The 15,338-nt window shown below is 60.0% G+C and carries 15 protein-coding genes; 7 read left to right on the top strand and 8 right to left on the bottom strand.

Annotated features, from left to right (window positions below):
- Positions 1-125 precede the first annotated feature (125 nt).
- Positions 126-356, bottom strand: coding sequence for a hypothetical protein (locus ACWTU8_RS09540; RefSeq protein ID WP_455847915.1), 231 nt, complete (start codon positions 354-356; stop codon positions 126-128).
- On the opposite strand from ACWTU8_RS09540, the gene ACWTU8_RS09535 reads away from it, so the two are divergent.
- The 3 genes from ACWTU8_RS09535 (at position 350) to ACWTU8_RS09525 (ending at position 2,286) form a co-directional block, all read left to right on the top strand.
- The gene (locus ACWTU8_RS09535) at positions 350-1,357 is read left to right on the top strand and encodes a 5'-3' exonuclease (RefSeq protein WP_455847914.1); all 1,008 of its coding nucleotides are present in this window, start codon (positions 350-352) and stop codon (positions 1,355-1,357) included. The two genes, ACWTU8_RS09540 and ACWTU8_RS09535, sit on opposite strands and share 7 nt — an antisense overlap.
- Before the next feature lie 543 nt (positions 1,358-1,900).
- Entirely contained in the window at positions 1,901-2,041 is a 141-nt protein-coding gene (locus tag ACWTU8_RS09530; RefSeq protein ID WP_455847913.1) for a hypothetical protein, read from the top strand.
- Complete coding sequence (locus tag ACWTU8_RS09525; RefSeq protein WP_455847912.1) at positions 2,038-2,286, top strand: hypothetical protein; 249 nt, start codon at positions 2,038-2,040, stop codon at positions 2,284-2,286. Before ACWTU8_RS09530 ends, ACWTU8_RS09525 begins: the two co-directional genes overlap by 4 nt.
- Before the next feature lie 715 nt (positions 2,287-3,001).
- Here ACWTU8_RS09525 and ACWTU8_RS09520 read toward each other — a convergent pair.
- Together ACWTU8_RS09520 and ACWTU8_RS09515 are read right to left on the bottom strand one after the other, a co-directional pair.
- On the bottom strand, positions 3,002-3,367 hold the full coding sequence (locus ACWTU8_RS09520) for a response regulator (RefSeq protein WP_455847911.1): 366 nt from the start codon (positions 3,365-3,367) through the stop codon (positions 3,002-3,004).
- A gap of 106 nt (positions 3,368-3,473) precedes the next feature.
- Positions 3,474-6,179: a PAS domain S-box protein gene (locus ACWTU8_RS09515; protein WP_455847910.1), complete on the bottom strand. Its 2,706-nt coding sequence runs from the start codon at positions 6,177-6,179 to the stop codon at positions 3,474-3,476.
- A gap of 283 nt (positions 6,180-6,462) precedes the next feature.
- On the opposite strand from ACWTU8_RS09515, the gene ACWTU8_RS09510 reads away from it, so the two are divergent.
- Entirely contained in the window at positions 6,463-6,729 is a 267-nt protein-coding gene (locus ACWTU8_RS09510) for a DUF680 domain-containing protein (protein ID WP_455848425.1), read from the top strand.
- Between the two features lie 216 nt (positions 6,730-6,945).
- On the opposite strand, the gene ACWTU8_RS09505 is transcribed toward ACWTU8_RS09510, so the two are convergent.
- Together ACWTU8_RS09505 and ACWTU8_RS09500 are read right to left on the bottom strand one after the other, a co-directional pair.
- A complete protein-coding gene (locus ACWTU8_RS09505) occupies positions 6,946-7,167 on the bottom strand; it encodes a DUF768 domain-containing protein (protein ID WP_029353267.1) in 222 nt (73 codons plus the stop codon).
- 61 nt (positions 7,168-7,228) lie between these two features.
- Positions 7,229-7,828 carry an ATP-dependent DNA ligase gene (locus ACWTU8_RS09500; protein ID WP_455848424.1) on the bottom strand — a complete coding sequence of 200 codons (600 nt, stop codon included), beginning with the start codon at positions 7,826-7,828 and terminating at the stop codon, positions 7,229-7,231.
- Here ACWTU8_RS09500 and ACWTU8_RS09495 point away from each other — a divergent pair.
- Positions 7,748-7,930 carry a hypothetical protein gene (locus ACWTU8_RS09495; RefSeq protein ID WP_455840528.1) on the top strand — a complete coding sequence of 61 codons (183 nt, stop codon included), beginning with the start codon at positions 7,748-7,750 and terminating at the stop codon, positions 7,928-7,930. The two genes, ACWTU8_RS09500 and ACWTU8_RS09495, sit on opposite strands and share 81 nt — an antisense overlap.
- Positions 7,931-8,237: 307 nt before the next feature.
- On the opposite strand, the gene ACWTU8_RS09490 is transcribed toward ACWTU8_RS09495, so the two are convergent.
- Both ACWTU8_RS09490 and ACWTU8_RS09485 read right to left on the bottom strand, forming a co-directional pair.
- A complete protein-coding gene (locus tag ACWTU8_RS09490) occupies positions 8,238-9,269 on the bottom strand; it encodes a hypothetical protein (RefSeq protein ID WP_455847909.1) in 1,032 nt (343 codons plus the stop codon).
- Between the two features lie 159 nt (positions 9,270-9,428).
- Complete coding sequence (locus ACWTU8_RS09485) at positions 9,429-12,767, bottom strand: AAA family ATPase (protein WP_455847908.1); 3,339 nt, start codon at positions 12,765-12,767, stop codon at positions 9,429-9,431.
- Between the two features lie 217 nt (positions 12,768-12,984).
- Between ACWTU8_RS09485 and ACWTU8_RS09480 the strand changes: the two genes are divergently transcribed.
- Both ACWTU8_RS09480 and ACWTU8_RS09475 read left to right on the top strand, forming a co-directional pair.
- The gene (locus ACWTU8_RS09480; RefSeq protein WP_455847907.1) at positions 12,985-13,524 is read left to right on the top strand and encodes a tetratricopeptide repeat protein; all 540 of its coding nucleotides are present in this window, start codon (positions 12,985-12,987) and stop codon (positions 13,522-13,524) included.
- Between the two features lie 768 nt (positions 13,525-14,292).
- Entirely contained in the window at positions 14,293-14,445 is a 153-nt protein-coding gene (locus ACWTU8_RS09475; protein WP_292184947.1) for a hypothetical protein, read from the top strand.
- A gap of 253 nt (positions 14,446-14,698) precedes the next feature.
- On the opposite strand, the gene ACWTU8_RS09470 is transcribed toward ACWTU8_RS09475, so the two are convergent.
- Positions 14,699-15,058, bottom strand: coding sequence for a hypothetical protein (locus ACWTU8_RS09470; RefSeq protein WP_455847906.1), 360 nt, complete (start codon positions 15,056-15,058; stop codon positions 14,699-14,701).
- Between the last annotated feature and the right edge of the window lie 280 nt (positions 15,059-15,338).

The raw sequence follows: 15,338 nt of genomic DNA, 5'->3' as shown, positions 1-15,338 counted from the left end.
TTTTTACATATGCCCGATCTGTGCGCAGTTTCGCAGGGCATTGTATTGGCTCTTCGTGACGGAACAGTCGGATGCGACCGCTGGCGAGGCAATGGCCGCGAGCGCAATGGCCAAACCAAGCCGGCTCATCGCACATCCTCCGTGATCAGGATCTTCTTACCCCTGGTCATCAATGTAAACAGACCAAGGATGATATCGCCAGCTACCCAGAAGAAGACAAGCATGCCGGTGCCTATTGCTGCCCCGATGGCGCCGCCTGCCTTCTCAGTTTGATCGAGCATGCCGCCGATCTTCGACCAGTAGGAGAAGAGCCAGAGCACCATGAGTATGTTGAAGATGATGAATAGCCATGGCATTTTGGAAGCGTTTTGCCCGCGTTTTCCGAAGCCCCACAACGCCGCACATATTGGGCCCCGCTTTAGACTGGCCGCGCTATGGGACGGCCGAGCGCACCTACATCAAGGTTTGGAGAAGGCCAACTGTCGGTCTAGCTTTGCAGACCGGGCCGGATGCTGTTTCCTCGAGGATTGCGATGATCGTTCATTTAGTAGACGGCACATACGAACTGTTTCGCCACTTCTATGGCCAACGCCGGTTCAACAACGGCCAAGACAAGCCGTTTGGCGCCGTTGTCGGCGTGCTGAACACCGTGTTGGAGATGATCGAGAATGGCGCCACACACATTGGGGTGGCTACCGATCATGTAGTCGAATCGTTCAGAAATCAGCTCTGGCCTGCCTACAAGACCGGGGATGGCATCGAGCCGACATTGCTCGCGCAGTTTCACCCCCTCGAGAGAGCCCTGGCGGCGATGGGAGTGGCGGTCTGGCCGATGATCGAGCTGGAAGCCGACGACGCGCTGGCATCCGCGGCTCACAGCGCGGCTGACGATGATCGCGTGCAGAAGGTGTGCATCTGGACGCCGGACAAGGATCTCGCGCAGTGTGTGCACGGTGATCATGTGGTCCAGGTAGACCGCAGGACGCAGAAAATTCGCGATGCCGCCGGCGTGCGCGAGAAGTTCGGAGTTGAACCGGCCCTGATTCCAGATTTCCTCGCGCTCGTGGGTGATGCCGCCGATGGCTACCCCGGTCTCGAAGGCATAGGCCTGGTGTCAGCCGCCCGGCTGCTTGGCCGATACGGCCCTCTTGAAAGCTTTCCGCCTGAAGCCCTCGGCAAGCGTAGAGAGCTCGCGCTTTTGTTCAAAAATCTGGCGACGCTGCGCATGGACGCTCAGCTGTTCGATAACGTCGAAGAGCTGCGCTGGCACGGCCCGACCAAAGAGTTCGAGACGTGCGTGACCCAGCTAAATGACACCCGGCTCCTCGCACGTGCGCTCAAGGCTCGCCGTAACTGACTTCGGAGGCGAGGTCTGGAAGCGGCCTTTGGAAATGCCGCTGACTCAGCAGGAACTTGCTGACACCATGGGAATGTCATTGGTCCATATTGAAAAGCTTCCTCCTTGTTCTGGAAGGTGCTCAGGATCGCGCTGCCGTCCACGACCTGCCAGCCGCGCTGATACGCGAAAATGCATGGCCCTTTGAAGCTTTCCTGCTTGCGAGATATCGGCTTTTCCGAGTGGGACCCGATAGGCTTGCTCGCGAAAGGCGAGGTTTGGGACCATAAGCCCTTCGCAGATGAATATCACCCGTATCTACTTGAGGCGGCAGGGCGGCTTCGCCGAGACTGGATCGTAGACGACGCTGTCGAATTTCTCATGAAGATCGAATGCGATCATATGGGACTAGGTCTGAGAGCAACTTCTCGCCCGCGCGCAGAGGCCACTGCCAAAGCGATCCGTGCTTATCTAGATAGTGTTGACGGGACGATTTCAAACTGACCCACTACCCCCGGACCGCATGCCTTGAGTGATGAAATTCGCCTGCCGAGGCCAGATCAGATGACCGCGCCAGGCGTCCAGCATCATTTCTACGAACATCTTGGGTGCGGCAAGCATGCCGGCTGGGGCTTCGCCAAGCCTAAGCAGCCGCCGCATTGGTTCTGCTTCGAACACCGCGGTGAAGGGGAGCGCTATCTATGATTGTCCAAAAGCCAAGGCGTCATCACGATTACGCGGACCGGGAGATCGACTGCCAAGAGGCGATGGAGCCGGGGTTTCAGGCCATTGTCGATTGCATGCTGGAGGCAGGGTGGACCCGCGGAGAAATCATGCGCTCGCTGCGCCGGCTGATCGCCGCCGACAACATGACGCAAAAGGAAAACGCCAAGGTCGAGGCACAGCTAGCGATCGCTCGCGCCATGATGCGTGCCGGCCGGCCTCTCTAGTCCTCATCCCCGAAACCCAGCAGCGTCGCATGGCGTATGTGGCTATGGTCGCCGCGAAGATTGACTCGCAAAACCGCGATTCAATTACCATGCTCTTAATCAGTTTCGGAAAATTTTAACCAATCGTTGACCGCGCTGTACCAGAATAGGACGGCGCGGTCTTACCCCAAGGGGCTGCGCAGGCGGCTCCGGCAATTCGCCAACCCGCGCTACTGTCGGAGCCGCTACCACACTCTCTAAAATACCAGCAATGGTTGAATCAACTGTTACCGCACGTGGTTTACAGTGCGCTTTCCCAGTCGTTAGACTTTGACGGTACAGGGCCTCGCCTTCACGGTTGACGCTGAGACAGTCCATCTCAGCGAGGAACCATGGAAGCCCAAGAGAAACATCCGCAACGCCTGGGCCGCCCTCAAAGTGGTTCGCATGGCTATTGAACAGACCTGCCGCTGGTGTGCTGCCGAGCGAAAGAAGCTGTCCTGCTGCTCTATGGTCCCGAGCCGGTCCACGAGGCCGAAGCGCTCGTCAAAGCCATCATTGAACCTTTCGAGCGGCTAACCACGCCGGCCAAGCCGGCGTCGTGATGGACGATCGCGTCGAGGATGGCCTCTGCGATGGCGCGGCGTCAAGTTCTGCAAAAGAGGGAGGCCGGTGCTTGTGCGGCTTGGCGCAGAGCGAGCTTCTTGCTCGCGCACGACCGAAGTCGTGCGGCGGATCAGCCTTCTTCGCCGAGCTCCTGAAAGCCCTTTTGAATGGCTTCGATCAGCATCGCGGTCGAGTAGGGTTTCTGAACCCACCCGAGTGGTCTTGCCGCTTCGGCCCGAAGCTTCACGTCGCGGTCAGCGTGCGCGGTCGCAAAGACGCATCGTATACCGTAATCCCGGTATAGTTCCAACGCCGCATCTATTCCGTCCCGCTTGCCAAGCAAGCGGATATCCATCAGGGCAATCGCAGGCCGAGCCGAACGCGCAATTGTGATGGCCTCCTCGGCTGTGCTGGCTATCCCAGCCAGCACGAACCCGGCGTCGCTGAGGCCTGCCTCGACGTCAAGCGCAATCAGGTAGTCGTCTTCGACGATCATTATAGATGGCTTGCCGGAAAATCTCGCTTCTGAACCGATCTCATCTTCTCTGGAGAAGACCAACCGAGGTCTGAAAGTCCCGCTGGAATCTCCCGTTCGGCTCGTCTCAAATATTGCCGTTCTTGACTTCAATGCCGTTCTCTCCCGGAGCCTGAGAAAAAATCACCACGCAACGAGACGGATCTCGTGCCACTTCCAACGTTCCACGAATCTGTCCGGCCAAACCCTCAACGAGCCGCAAGCCCGACGAGGAATGACGCACGGCACCCAGATCGAAACCTGGACCTTCATCCTCGACCGTCAACACCTGCTTTCGACCATTCTGCCTAATGCCAACCCGAATGGTCGCGCTTGCCTTGGCCGTTGATCCATGTTTGACCGCGTTGATCAAAAGCTCATTGATTATAAGGGCAAGCGGCATCGCGATATCGTTCGGCAATTGGATGGGATCGGCGCTGCAAACTAATTGAATGTTCGCTGGAAACATGGGCTTCGCGGTTTCGCAGATCGCCTCGAGGAACAGCGGTGCGCTGAAATTGGAGGCGTCTGGCGTGTCATAGAGTACGCGTTGGGCCGCAGCCATGGTTGCGACCCGTTTGCTTGCCTCCTCCAGCGTCTTGCGGGCTTCGGAATTTTGGCTCTCCCTCGCCGCCACCGAAAGCAAGGACTTCAACATCATCATGTTGTTTTTAACGCGATGGTTGAGTTCGTTGAGCAGGACTCGCTGTTGCGTTTCGGCTTGCTTGCGCTCGCTTACGTCAACCAGCATGTTAATGCCGCCAATGATTTTCCCAGCGGCATCACGCATCGGCGTCGGATAAGGAATGAACGGAATCCGGGTGCCGTCCGGCCGCTCGGCGATCGCCTCAACTCCCCGAACCGGTCGCCCTTCGCGAAGAGAAACAGCCATTGGGCACTCGTCGTGAGGAAGCGGCGTTCCATCGGGCCAATAGAGCTTCCAAGTGACGCACCATTGATCACTGCCGATCTCCGGTGTGCGGCCCGCGAGGTGGACCGCGGCTTCATTGAAATATGTGATCTTGCCGTGCTGATCGGTTGTATAGATTGCAGCGGGGATGGCGGCGAGCAAATCCTGAAGGTGGCGTTGACTGTCGCGCACCTCTGCTTCGGCGATTTTTTGCTCAGTTATATTCCGAGCAATTTTGGACGCGCCCACGATACGGCCCGTTGCGTCTCGCACCGGCGATATTGTGAGAGAAATATCCACCAGGGACCCGTCCTTGCGGCGCCGGATCGTTTCGAAATGATCGACAAGCTCACCGTTGCGTATGCGGCCCAGAATTAGCGGTTCCTCCGGTAGTCGGTCCTGGGGGATGATTATGGTGATGGGCTTGCCTACTACCTCGGAGGCTGAATAGCCGAACAGGCGCTCAGCACCTCGGTTCCATGTTAAAATGATCCCATTCAAATCCTTGCTGACGATCGCGTCATGGGAAGACTCCACGATCGCCGCCAGCCTTTGAGCGGCATTTTCGCCCTTTATGCGCTCAATGCCGAAACCGAGCTGACGAGCAATGTTCCGGGCCACTTCAATCTGCTCTTCCGAATAATTCTGCGGCTGATCGAAGTAGGCCATGAACTTGCCGAGGAGTCGTCCACCTTCCATAATTGGAACGAAGCAAACCGCGCGTATACCTTCAGCCCGGATTGCCTGTTTTAACTGTTCCGGAAAATCCGCTTTCTCTGTATCGCCGACACAGATGGGCTGCGGATTTTGGCACTCCGTTGACCAAGGCGAGTGTCCTTCTACCGCAAGGCGATAAGTATCCGATAAACCGCGCCAAGCCTCAAACTTCATGTGCCCGTTGTTATCTAACAGCAGTATCGAAGCACGCTGGCATTGGAGCGCGCGTTGGATTGCATCGAGCGCCGGCTCATACATGTCCTCTCGCGTGCGTGCATGCTGCAGCATTTCGGTGAATTGATGTATCGCGGCCTGTTGCTCGGCCCGTTCGGCAAGCGCCGCCTCAATCCGCTTGCGCTTGCTGATATCGTGCTGCACCCGTACGGCATAGCGAAACTGCCCGTTGCCGTCGTGAACGCTTGAGGAATTCACAACAGCCCAAACAATTGACCCATTCTTGCAGACAAACCGCTTTTCCATCGTGTAGCTGTCAATCTCGCCAGCCACTTGCCGTCGATACTTTTCGCGATCTGCTCCAGCGTCGGCGGGAAAGGTGCAATCGAAAATGGATCGTCCAATCAGCTCTTCCGGTGTGTAGCCCAATAGTTTGCATAGATGGGAATTTACCCGCAACAACTGGCCTTCGGCGTCTGCTTCCACGATTCCTGTGCCAGCGTTCTCATAGGTGATGGCAAGCCGCTGCTCCTGTTCGAGTACCAACTCTTGCGCCTTAACCTTTTCGGTCACATCGATGGTGATACAGCGCGTATTGAGGAAGCGGTCGCCTGCTGCGCGAACGTTGGATGTTATTTCTACCCAGCGGATCGAACCATTTTTGGCGCGCAACCGTGCGCGGTAGTGTTGAACTTGCTCCCGCCTGGCCAAGCGGTTCAATATGTCTTCAATCGCTTCCGAATCCGCATGAAATTCGCGAATGTTGCGGCCAACATATTCCTCGGCCCTATATCCCAACATTTCCAGCTCTGCACGATTGGCGCGCAGGATGGTCCCGTCTTTCCCCACCAAGTGAAGTGCGAGTGCGGCATTCTCGAAGAAATCTTCAAACTCATTGGTGAGGACGGGATCCGAAACCTGGAACTCGCAGCCCCTCTCGTCCAAGAGCGATCCTGCTTCACCAAGATCATCAGGAAAAAAACTTTGTTTCATGTATTGCCCCCCTTCCCAAACGATCAGGAATGTTTGGAGGTAAGAAAAGTTCCCAGAAAACTCGGTCTTCGATTAGCCCCAGGCTGTTTTCAATATCACGTTGCGAAATGTTTAGGCGGTCATTCCCGCACCGCGTCCCTCCCCGCGTAATCGCGCCACTTCGAACGTCACGATGGCGCAGCATTGCGGTCCTTTGGGCGATTGACTCCGTCGCGAGCCGCCAGAGGGACCATATGAGGCTCAAGCTTTACGAGGCCCGGGGGCGTGTTTACGTCTAGGGAGTATCTCCAATGAAAAAGCTGACTACGACCACATAGTTGTTGCAGCTGTTGCGCTTGCCACCGCTTTTGCCGGCAGCGACCACTATGGTTCAGACCGCGTCAATCAGCCGGCCGCGCCTGTTGGCCCGACCACTTCCGCCCCCGACGACAACATACTTACGGGGTCGATCCGCACGCTGTTCAGGGCTGGGCAGGGCAACGGCACCACGACGGAGCAGACGCAGTCCGGCTCCCCCGAATCCGGCCAAGCGGTTCGGGGGCGGCGCTAAAATGTGTGAAGATGGCTTTGACACCGTTATGACAAGGCCGTGACAAGGGACGGGATATCCATCCCCGTCCGCTTCGAGACGCTTATTTGCAGTGGCGCCGGCAACTCCATCCTCCGCAATGGCCTGCGTGGCCGGCCCCTCTAGTCCGTCGCTCACGCGAGCTTTTATGCAAGGGATCACCGAGACCATCGAGCGGCTAGAGGGCGGCGACAGGGATCAGCCAACTACGCCCGCGTCATGATGAACGATCGCGTCCAGGATCGCCTCATGAACGCCGCCGGTGTCTTCCTCTATCTCGGTTCTGCTAATTCCGAGAGACTTGGCGTCGGCGAATAGTTTATGTGCCAGTTCACTGACCGAGATCACATCGGCCCGCACGATAGCGGGCAGGTTGTTGCTAAGCCACTTATAAAAGAAGTTCGTGCCGCGTGTGCTCATGGGCCTGATAAGTCGCGCCAGATCAAACGGTTCCATTAGCGCAAAGCAATATTAGCTTTCGTTACCTAAACCCAGCAGGGAGGCATGGCGCAGCTTGTGCTCGCCCCTGAGGTGCTTGATGCGCAGCTTCAGCCCCCGGCTGGACCCACTGCGTCGCCGGCCGTTTCTTCATGCCCCGGGGCGGCGGCCCGGCATGTTCAGTGAACCGCTTCCACAACCGTTCGCGGATGTCGATGGGCAAGGTGATGAAGGCCGACCCGACATATCTGCGGGTGTCCGGCTCGGCCAGCAGCGCAAACGCCGCCTTGCCGCTCTCGCGCTGCACGCCGAGCAGCTCGAGCTCGCTGACGACAAAGCTCTTGGTCTTCAGCCATTGCCTGGTTTCGCCGCTGCGGTACTTGCTGCCGCGGCGCTTCGAGACCATGCCTTCCATCTCCGCTTTGTCGATCAGGTAGAACAGCGCATCCGATTCCCCCGGCATCGCCTCGCTGAACTGGATGCGCTCGCCCGGCCTGATCAGCCCGTGCAGGATATCGCGACGCTCCTCGAGCGCCATGTCGCGCAGGTCGTGCCCGTTTAGGTGCAAGAGATCGAACGCGACGAGATAGAGATCGTGCTGGCGCCGGGTGATCGCCTTCTGCAGCGCGGCGAAGTCGGGCAGGCCGGCCTCGTTGGTAACGATCGTCTCGCCGTCGATGATGGCGTTGTCGAGGCCGAGCGCCCTGGCGCAATACCAGTTCTGAGCCCGATCCGGAATTTATGAGTTTACGTCCTAGAGCAGAGCATTTGAAACGTGAAGGGCCGCCTCCGACGTCGGCCCTTGATCGTTTCAACGACTGCTTCGCGGCGCCTTGCCGTCCGACCGGCCGGGGGCCGTGAACGGACTAGCGGCTTTTCGGGAACGAGGCCAAGAAAGCAGACATGTGTTTGCGTTCGAAACAGACGGTAGGATCAAATCTCGTCCAGCGCGCCATTTCTCCATGGTCCATTATGGGAACCAATGTCGCGGCGGAGCGTGTTTACCGATAGGCATTCGGAAAGGAGCGCTAAAAGGCTGGGCCAGTGGCCTTTCAGAAATATTCGATCCAGTATTTGTATTTCATCGTGAACGTCAGGCTGTCCCCGAGATCGGCGTAAATCTCATCGCTGGCTTCGATGACGGTTTCGTCGGTCGTGTTTTGAGGAATATTCAATTCATTCGCGCCCGAGGCGGCTTCAAAGGCACCAATGTCGAAGTAGGACCGGTCGTCGTCCTCGCCCGAGGCATGCACGCGGGCTGCGACATCGGCGCGGGCGACAGGTTCGGGACCAATCTCGATCTCGGCGGGCACCTCGGGCAGCGCGGCGTTATCGCCAAAATCGCCGTTCGTAACTGAAGTTTCCCCGCGGTTTCGCCACTGGGACTGGTCGTCACCTTTGCCGGTCTGCAGTATGCATCTGAATACGCCTTCGCCCGTCGATCCGGGATCGCTGTCGTCGTGAACGAGGATTTCAGTGGGCTTTACGCGAATGCGACGCTTGAGCGTGGTGAATTCATTCATCAGAAATTGCCAGTTGCCGAACCTGTCGGTCAGCCGAACCATTTCGAAATAGTGCGTGCCCGGAAGCAGCTCGAATAGCTGTAGGTTAAAGCTCTCGTTCTCCAGTTCATAGGTCAAGGCGTCCATTTGGTTGAACGAGTAGATTCCGTTGGTGTCCGCCTGAGGCGCGCTAGTGCTGACGGCCATCACGGCCCGCACCGGCACGCTCGTGAAAACATCGTGCTCGCGATACGTGCCGCCGGTACGCATGTTCTCATCCCGCAGGAACGACCTTTGCTCGGGCCGCTTTCTCAATGCGAAAACCGCGATCGCGGCATGCGCTTGCGGCGGGCGGTCGACGTTGGTCGGGAGACGATTCGGGTCGACGCCCTTGTCCCACAGCGCCGCTTCGTAAATATCGCCGGGCTCGAGATCGGGCGAATCGAATTCGCCATGAAAATTGGCCGGGTCGGAAGCGTCAGAGACCGGGATCTTTTTTCTGGTCCAATCGCCCGGCTTCCAGCGATGCCAGATGACGTATGACGATTCTTTTGTGTATTTGACCTTGGTACTGCCGGTCATTTGCCCGTTCTCGGTGTCTATTACGACAGGGTCCGGTAACGCTTCGAGAGATGCCGTTGTAGACATGCCCTCCTCCCTCTCCAACCGCGAGAGAGTAAAATTTACCACTGGATAGTACATTAAGAAAGTCCATCCCTAGTGACATCGAGCTGACTTGAGTCACCTCGGGGTGTCGAGAAACGCCTTGGCCTCTCTCAGGTCGGGGGTCTCGAAGCCCTCGGAGAACCACTCATTCACGGGCACGAGCAGGGTGTGGGCAGGCTTACCTTGGTCGCGCCAGAGCCGGGCAAGACCGGTGGCCGCACGCAACTCCCAGGACTTCGCGGATTGACGCCGGGCGATTTCGATCGCGTGCTCAAATGCGGCGCTCACCTCATCTGGTCTTCCGTCCGGCAGGGCTGCCAGAAGCTGCCCGCGCAAGCGATACAGTTCGGCCTCCGGCCAACGCTCCCCTGTCCCCTCGACCACTGCCAGAGCCTCATCCAGTGCACCGAGCCCCCGTTGCATGTCCCCCGAGAGGGCACAAGCCTCGGCCAGCAGGCCCAGGAAGAACGGACGCATCCACGCCGCGCCGCTCTTCTCCCAATCCGCAAGCCCGCGCTGGATCGCTTCTATCCCGGCGGCCTCCTGACCGTGGCGAGCCATGGCCCAGCCCTGGACCACCGTCGCGCTGGCGGCCCATAGATCCAACTTGTGTTCCCGGGCCAGCTCCAACAACGCCGCCGCATGCGCTGCGGCCGCGCTGTCGTCGCGGCCATAAGCCCCCACCAGCGCGCTGTACATCAGGGCAAACCCGAGGGTGTTCTTGTGGCCGACCCGGTGGGCTAAGGCCAATCCCTCGGCTTGTCGGCGAGATGCCTGATCCGGGTAGCCCAGCAGCCACAGCACCCAGGTCAGGTGGGCGAGCGCGGACACGCCAAGGTCCTGGCCAAAAACAAAGGCCGTCGAACCATGCCGTTCCGGGTCGTACAGCGCAACGGCACACTCGAGGTGCTCGCGGGCGGCGAGCAGCTCGCCCCCCACCTCATCTGTCGCGCCGCACATCCGGTGCGCCAAGCACAGCCGCTCCGGGTCTGGGTGCAGCTCGGCCAAGGCGAGAATTTGCCTGGCCAGCTTCTGCTGCTCGGGAAGCGCCATGCGTACGAATTGGACAGCCCAGAACCCATACAGCACAGGAAACTGTTGTGATGCGTCGCCTACGGCCTCTACCAACTCCTGCGCCCGGGCGAAAGCGGAGGCGGTCTCAGGTGCTGCGTGGCCGTACCGGGCAATGCACGCCTGACCAAGCATAGTCTGAAGATGAAGTTCGCGCTCTGCCCGGGCGCGGCTCTTGGGCAAGGTCCGCACGAGGTCAATGCTCCGGGTGAGATGGCCGATGGCTTCCGCAACGGCCGAGCGCCGGAAGGTGCGTTCTCCGGCCCGCTGCCAGTAGTCCGCAGCCCGCTCGGTCAGTTCCGCCTGGGTAAAGTGATGGGCCAGCAGCTCAGGCTGGGTTTCGACCACCTCCGGCCAGCGCTCTTCCAGTACCTGGGCGATCCGGGCGTGCAACTTCTGGCGTGTGCCACGCAGGAGGCTCACGTAGGCGGTGTCCTGCACGAGCGCGTGCTTGAACGTGTAGGTCGCCTCGGGCGGCGTGCCCCGCCGGAACGCGAGACCAGAATTGACGAGCTCGTCCAGTCCCTGCGCCAACGCTGCCTCGGGTAGTCCCGCCACGGCGGCCAGCAGCTCATGGTTGAACTCCCGGCCGAGTGCCGCGCCGATCTGCGCCACCTGCTTGGCGGCCGGCAGCCGATCCAGCCGAGCGGTCAGTGAAGCCTGCAAAGTGCTCGGGATCGGAAGCGCCGAGACAGCAGCATCGGGCTGGCTGGCACTCTCCAGCACGGCTTTGGTCAACTCCTCGATGAACAGGGGCACACCGTCGGTCTGCGCCACGATCCGATCCAGCATTCCGGCCGGTAATGCGCGGCCCACGACCACCTGAGAGGCGAGCGTCGCGGCTTGACGCGGACTGAGACGGCTCAGCGCCATCAAGGTCACGCCCGCCAGACCGACCCAGGGCGCCTCAAACTCCGGCCGGAAGGAGATGACCACCAGCACTGGCAGCGAGGCCAAGCGCATGATCAACCTGTCCAACAGCTCCAGCGAGCTTGGATCGGCCCAATGCACGTCCTCAAACAGCATCAGCACGGGGGATCGGCGGGCCCGTTCATCGAGAATGTGAAGCAGTGCCCCGAAGGTCTGCTCCTTCTTGCGCTCCGGGCTGAGAGCCAGTGGCGGGTACCGCTCGCCACCCGGCACGCCGAGCATCTCGGCAATGAGCGCCAGCTCATGCGAGGCGGCGAGTGGGTGTAGCAGGGTTTCCAGCTTGACGAGCCGAGCCTCCGCAGGCTCGCCGTCCACGAAGCCTACCTCGGTCTTCCAGCGTGCGGTGATCGGTTGGAGGGCGCTCTCACGGTGATGGGGCGAGCAGAAGTACTTGAGTTTGAGATGCATCTCTCCAGCTACGTGCTCCTCGAGCGCAGCGATCAGGCGGGACTTGCCGATGCCGGGCTCGCCGGCGATGAGCACGACCTGCCCTTCGCCGCCCTTCGCCTGCCGCCAGCGGCGCAGCAACAGATCGAGCTCGTCATCGCGCCCGACCAGCGGCGTGAGGGCGGCCGGATGCATCGCGTCGAAGCGGCTCTGAACCATGGCCTCGCCAAGCACCTGCCAGGTGCGGACAGGGCCGGTTAGCCCTTTAAGGTGAACCGCACCAAGCTCGCGGCACTCGAACAGGCCGCCGATGCGCCGCCGTGTTTCCGCGTCGATCACTGCGCATCCAGGATCAGCAAGGGATTGTAGCCGCGCGGCAACGTTCGGGGTATCACCGATTACAGCCTGCTCCTGTGCGGCCCCGGCCCCCAGCAGGTCGCCCACGACGGCGAGGCCACTGGCGATGCCGACGCGTGCGGACAACCGCTCATCGGCGGGCGCAATCTGGCCAACCGCTTCCAGCGTGGCCAAGGCGGCGCGTACTGCGCGCTCGGCATCGGCCTCGTCGGCCTGGGGCCAGCCGAAATAGACCAGGATTCCATCGCCCATGTACTTCGCGACGAAGCCGCCGAAGCGACCAACTGTCTCGGCAATGCGGCGGTGGTAGGTCCCGATCACCTCGCGCATGTCCTCGGGGTCCAGGTGCGCGGCGAGCGCCGTGGAGCCGACGAGGTCGACGAACATCACACTGAGTTGGCGCCGCTCCGCCTCAGGGGACGGCAGGGCCACTGTCCCGGAGATCGTGCTCTGTGGCTGGATGGATGGGGACATGGCTGGAGGCGAGTCCGCGCGCACGGCGGCGATGGCGGCGAGCAACTTGCGGCGGTGGCCGATCGAGACGACGCCAAGTCCGCTCAGATCATCGGCGGTGAGGTCGGCTAGGACGTCGCCATCGATGTCGTTCTCGCGGAACGCCTGTTCGTACTGTCCCAGCCCCAGATCGCGCAGCCACGCGCCAATGTCCATGGCCCTCTCCCCGGTTCGTGGCGACCGGAACGCTAAGGTCTTCAATCTACCCCAAAATCGCGGAGAGGGCATGATGAAACGTCACGAGCTACCTTCGGATTAAGGGCAGCTCGTGGCAGCACCAAGCAGACCTCGGCGTATTGCCGCCGAAGCCGCTAAACGTGCAGTCGCGCTCGATCCGGCCGATGCCGAAGCGCATGCCGTTCTCGCCAAGAGCTTGGTCGCAAAGGGCGAACGCGCGCGCGCCAAGGCGGAATTCGACGCGGCTCTTCGAATGGCTCCAAATCAGTTCGAGATCGTGACCTTTTATGTGCCTTGGGCTTCGACTTTTGGCGAGGCCGAGAGGGGCGCCGAAATGGCTGATCGGGCGATCCACCTTAATCCGAACTACCCGTTGTGGAGCACCAGGTGTTTTGCCCACGCCTATTTTGTCGTCGGTCGCTACGACGACGCGCTGCTAATGATGGACCGGTTGGCGCCGGAGAATTATGGGATCTGGGGATGGACATATCGCCCCGCCGCGCTGGCGGCAGTTGGGCGTACCGAGGAGGCGAAAACCCTGATCAGCGAGGCCCTCAAACGGTTCCCCGACCTGACCATCGAGGGAAGGGTGAACGAACCTCTTGTCAACACGGATGCGGACCGCAAGCGTCTCATGGAAACCATGCGCCTTGCCGGTTTCCCGCCCTGCGCCAGCCCCGAGCTACTGGCGAAGATCGACAAACCGGTGCGTCTTCCAGAGTGCCTTGCAAACTGATGGTCGTGGTTCGAGCGTTGGCGAGTTCGCGGCGGCTTGAATCGTTTTCGCACGGCCTCGTTCGGCGCCCGGGGCGCTCAATACCAGCACCATGCGGAGCAGATCCCCGTCCCAATGGTCGCGCTCATCAATTAGCTTGGCAGCGGCGATGATCCGGCGAATGTCCGCGTCTGGCAACGCCGACTTGTCGCGGGCAGTAGGTGTTTCAGCCTGAGAAGCCGTGAGGCCGTTCTTAATGACAAGCGGCACTTCGGCAGGCAAGCGGGCGCGATGCTAATCATGAACAAGCTCCACGAGGCGCCGACCGCCAGTTTCTAAACGATTACCTCCGCTTTTGGTTTGGGAAAAGAAAGCCTCCCGCTGCGGCAGAACCAACCGCTTCTACGTCTGGGAACGCCGGCCGGCCGCGGCCAAAGCTCGGATTGGCGAGGATCAAGAACGGGATCGATCCTGACAGCAAGTTCCTCCGTCAACTACAGCGGAGCCGGCTGCGTAGGCTGGGTGCCCTGCTGATCACCGCCTGTCGTGGGCAAATTGCTCATCGTCGAGGCGAAAAAGGCAAGAGAAACCCCGCCTTATGCGCTTCACCGAGAGGCGGGGCGGGCGGGCCGGGTGTTGTTGTTCCAGTTAAGCCAGCCGTTGGCTCCGATGACAACCGCTTGCTCACTTCTGGCGGGGCGAGCGTTGCGTAACGCCATTCCGGGACTGGGCGGGATCATACGGAACTCGGCCATTGCAAGGGCTTGAGGGTCACCGGGACGATGAGAGTTGTCCGAACCCATCACCCCCAGCGGCTTCTCTGGAGGCCTCAACCAAGAAAGTCGCCATCGGCGGCTCGATTGCTTCCTGGTGCTCAGCGCCAAGAAAAGCGCACGTGATTTCGTCGCGCGCGATGCCGATGTCGCTAAGAACGTCATCTGATAAACGGCTCAACCCGTCCGTCGCCATCCACATGGCTTGTCTCTCGGCGCGACGACGGTACCATCCGCGAATGGAGCCAACTATAACAAATAGGAAATTCGTCAACATCGGAGTGATTCCTTCATCATCTGCTCGGATTGACGGCACGTACTCTGGCGTGGGAAGCGCAAGGTGTCCGTGAAGCAGGTCACACGCGGTGCTCGGTGATGGACGGGAAATTGTTTGCAAAGCGAACAACTGGTCATGCCGCAATTCACTCGTCCGATCCCGATGTCCCGCCAGTGAACTGCTCATCCGGCAGCGCAAGCGCCTTGAGCGCAACGAACTTGTCCCTCGCGCCGACGTCCACGAGCAACGTCGTGGCGTCCATGCCGCAGGTAAGATTGACCGAATAGCCCTCCTCGCTGTCGACACCGGCGATCTGCCCCGGGTTGAGCACCAGGCGAACACGCGTGGCCGTTGCCGTCAACTCCGCTTCCGGATCCCTCTTCTCGATGATCATCAGCGCAACAAAGCATGTGGCGGCTTCCTGCACGAAATACCCGCTCATGAATTTCGAGCCGAATTCATAGCTGATGCTCTGGATCGGCAGAGATGGGGTTTGGCCTTCCATCGGCCCCAGCGATCCGCTTGAGGCGGGTGAAGCCAAAGCCACAGGCTGGCGGCGATCATTCCGGCGAAACTAGAAATGCTGATTGTTTTGCGGGACATAGCGCCCCCTCCCCTTGAGGTGACGGTGGTAGTGATCCCAAAATCCCATGCAATCGGTTCGGACCGCCCAGGCGGGAGTCCGATGTCCGACTTCTCTGCAAACAATTTTTCTGCGAAGTATACGCCGTGCCAGCATCTGCGCTCTGCACGTCGCAATAATATAGTACTCTTACGTTGTATGC

Source organism: Mesorhizobium sp. BHbdii, assembly GCF_053848045.1.
Note: the sequence above shows the minus strand (reverse complement) of the source record. Positions and strands in the feature narration are given on the sequence as shown.

Excerpts from the sequence above, each read along its gene's own strand:
- ACWTU8_RS09525 (WP_455847912.1), top strand. The coding sequence starts at position 2,038 with ATGATTGTCCAAAAGCCAAGGCGTCATCACGATTACGCGGACCGGGAG.
- ACWTU8_RS09530 (WP_455847913.1), top strand. The coding sequence starts at position 1,901 with ATGACCGCGCCAGGCGTCCAGCATCATTTCTACGAACATCTTGGGTGC.
- ACWTU8_RS09485 (WP_455847908.1), bottom strand. The coding sequence starts at position 12,767 with ATGGACATTGGCGCGTGGCTGCGCGATCTGGGGCTGGGACAGTACGAA.
- ACWTU8_RS09470 (WP_455847906.1), bottom strand. The coding sequence starts at position 15,058 with ATGGAAGGCCAAACCCCATCTCTGCCGATCCAGAGCATCAGCTATGAA.
- ACWTU8_RS09505 (WP_029353267.1), bottom strand. The coding sequence starts at position 7,167 with ATGAGCACACGCGGCACGAACTTCTTTTATAAGTGGCTTAGCAACAAC.
- ACWTU8_RS09515 (WP_455847910.1), bottom strand. The coding sequence starts at position 6,179 with ATGAAACAAAGTTTTTTTCCTGATGATCTTGGTGAAGCAGGATCGCTC.
- ACWTU8_RS09520 (WP_455847911.1), bottom strand. The coding sequence starts at position 3,367 with ATGATCGTCGAAGACGACTACCTGATTGCGCTTGACGTCGAGGCAGGC.
- ACWTU8_RS09490 (WP_455847909.1), bottom strand. The coding sequence starts at position 9,269 with ATGACCGGCAGTACCAAGGTCAAATACACAAAAGAATCGTCATACGTC.
- ACWTU8_RS09535 (WP_455847914.1), top strand. The coding sequence starts at position 350 with ATGGCATTTTGGAAGCGTTTTGCCCGCGTTTTCCGAAGCCCCACAACG.
- ACWTU8_RS09540 (WP_455847915.1), bottom strand. The coding sequence starts at position 356 with ATGCCATGGCTATTCATCATCTTCAACATACTCATGGTGCTCTGGCTC.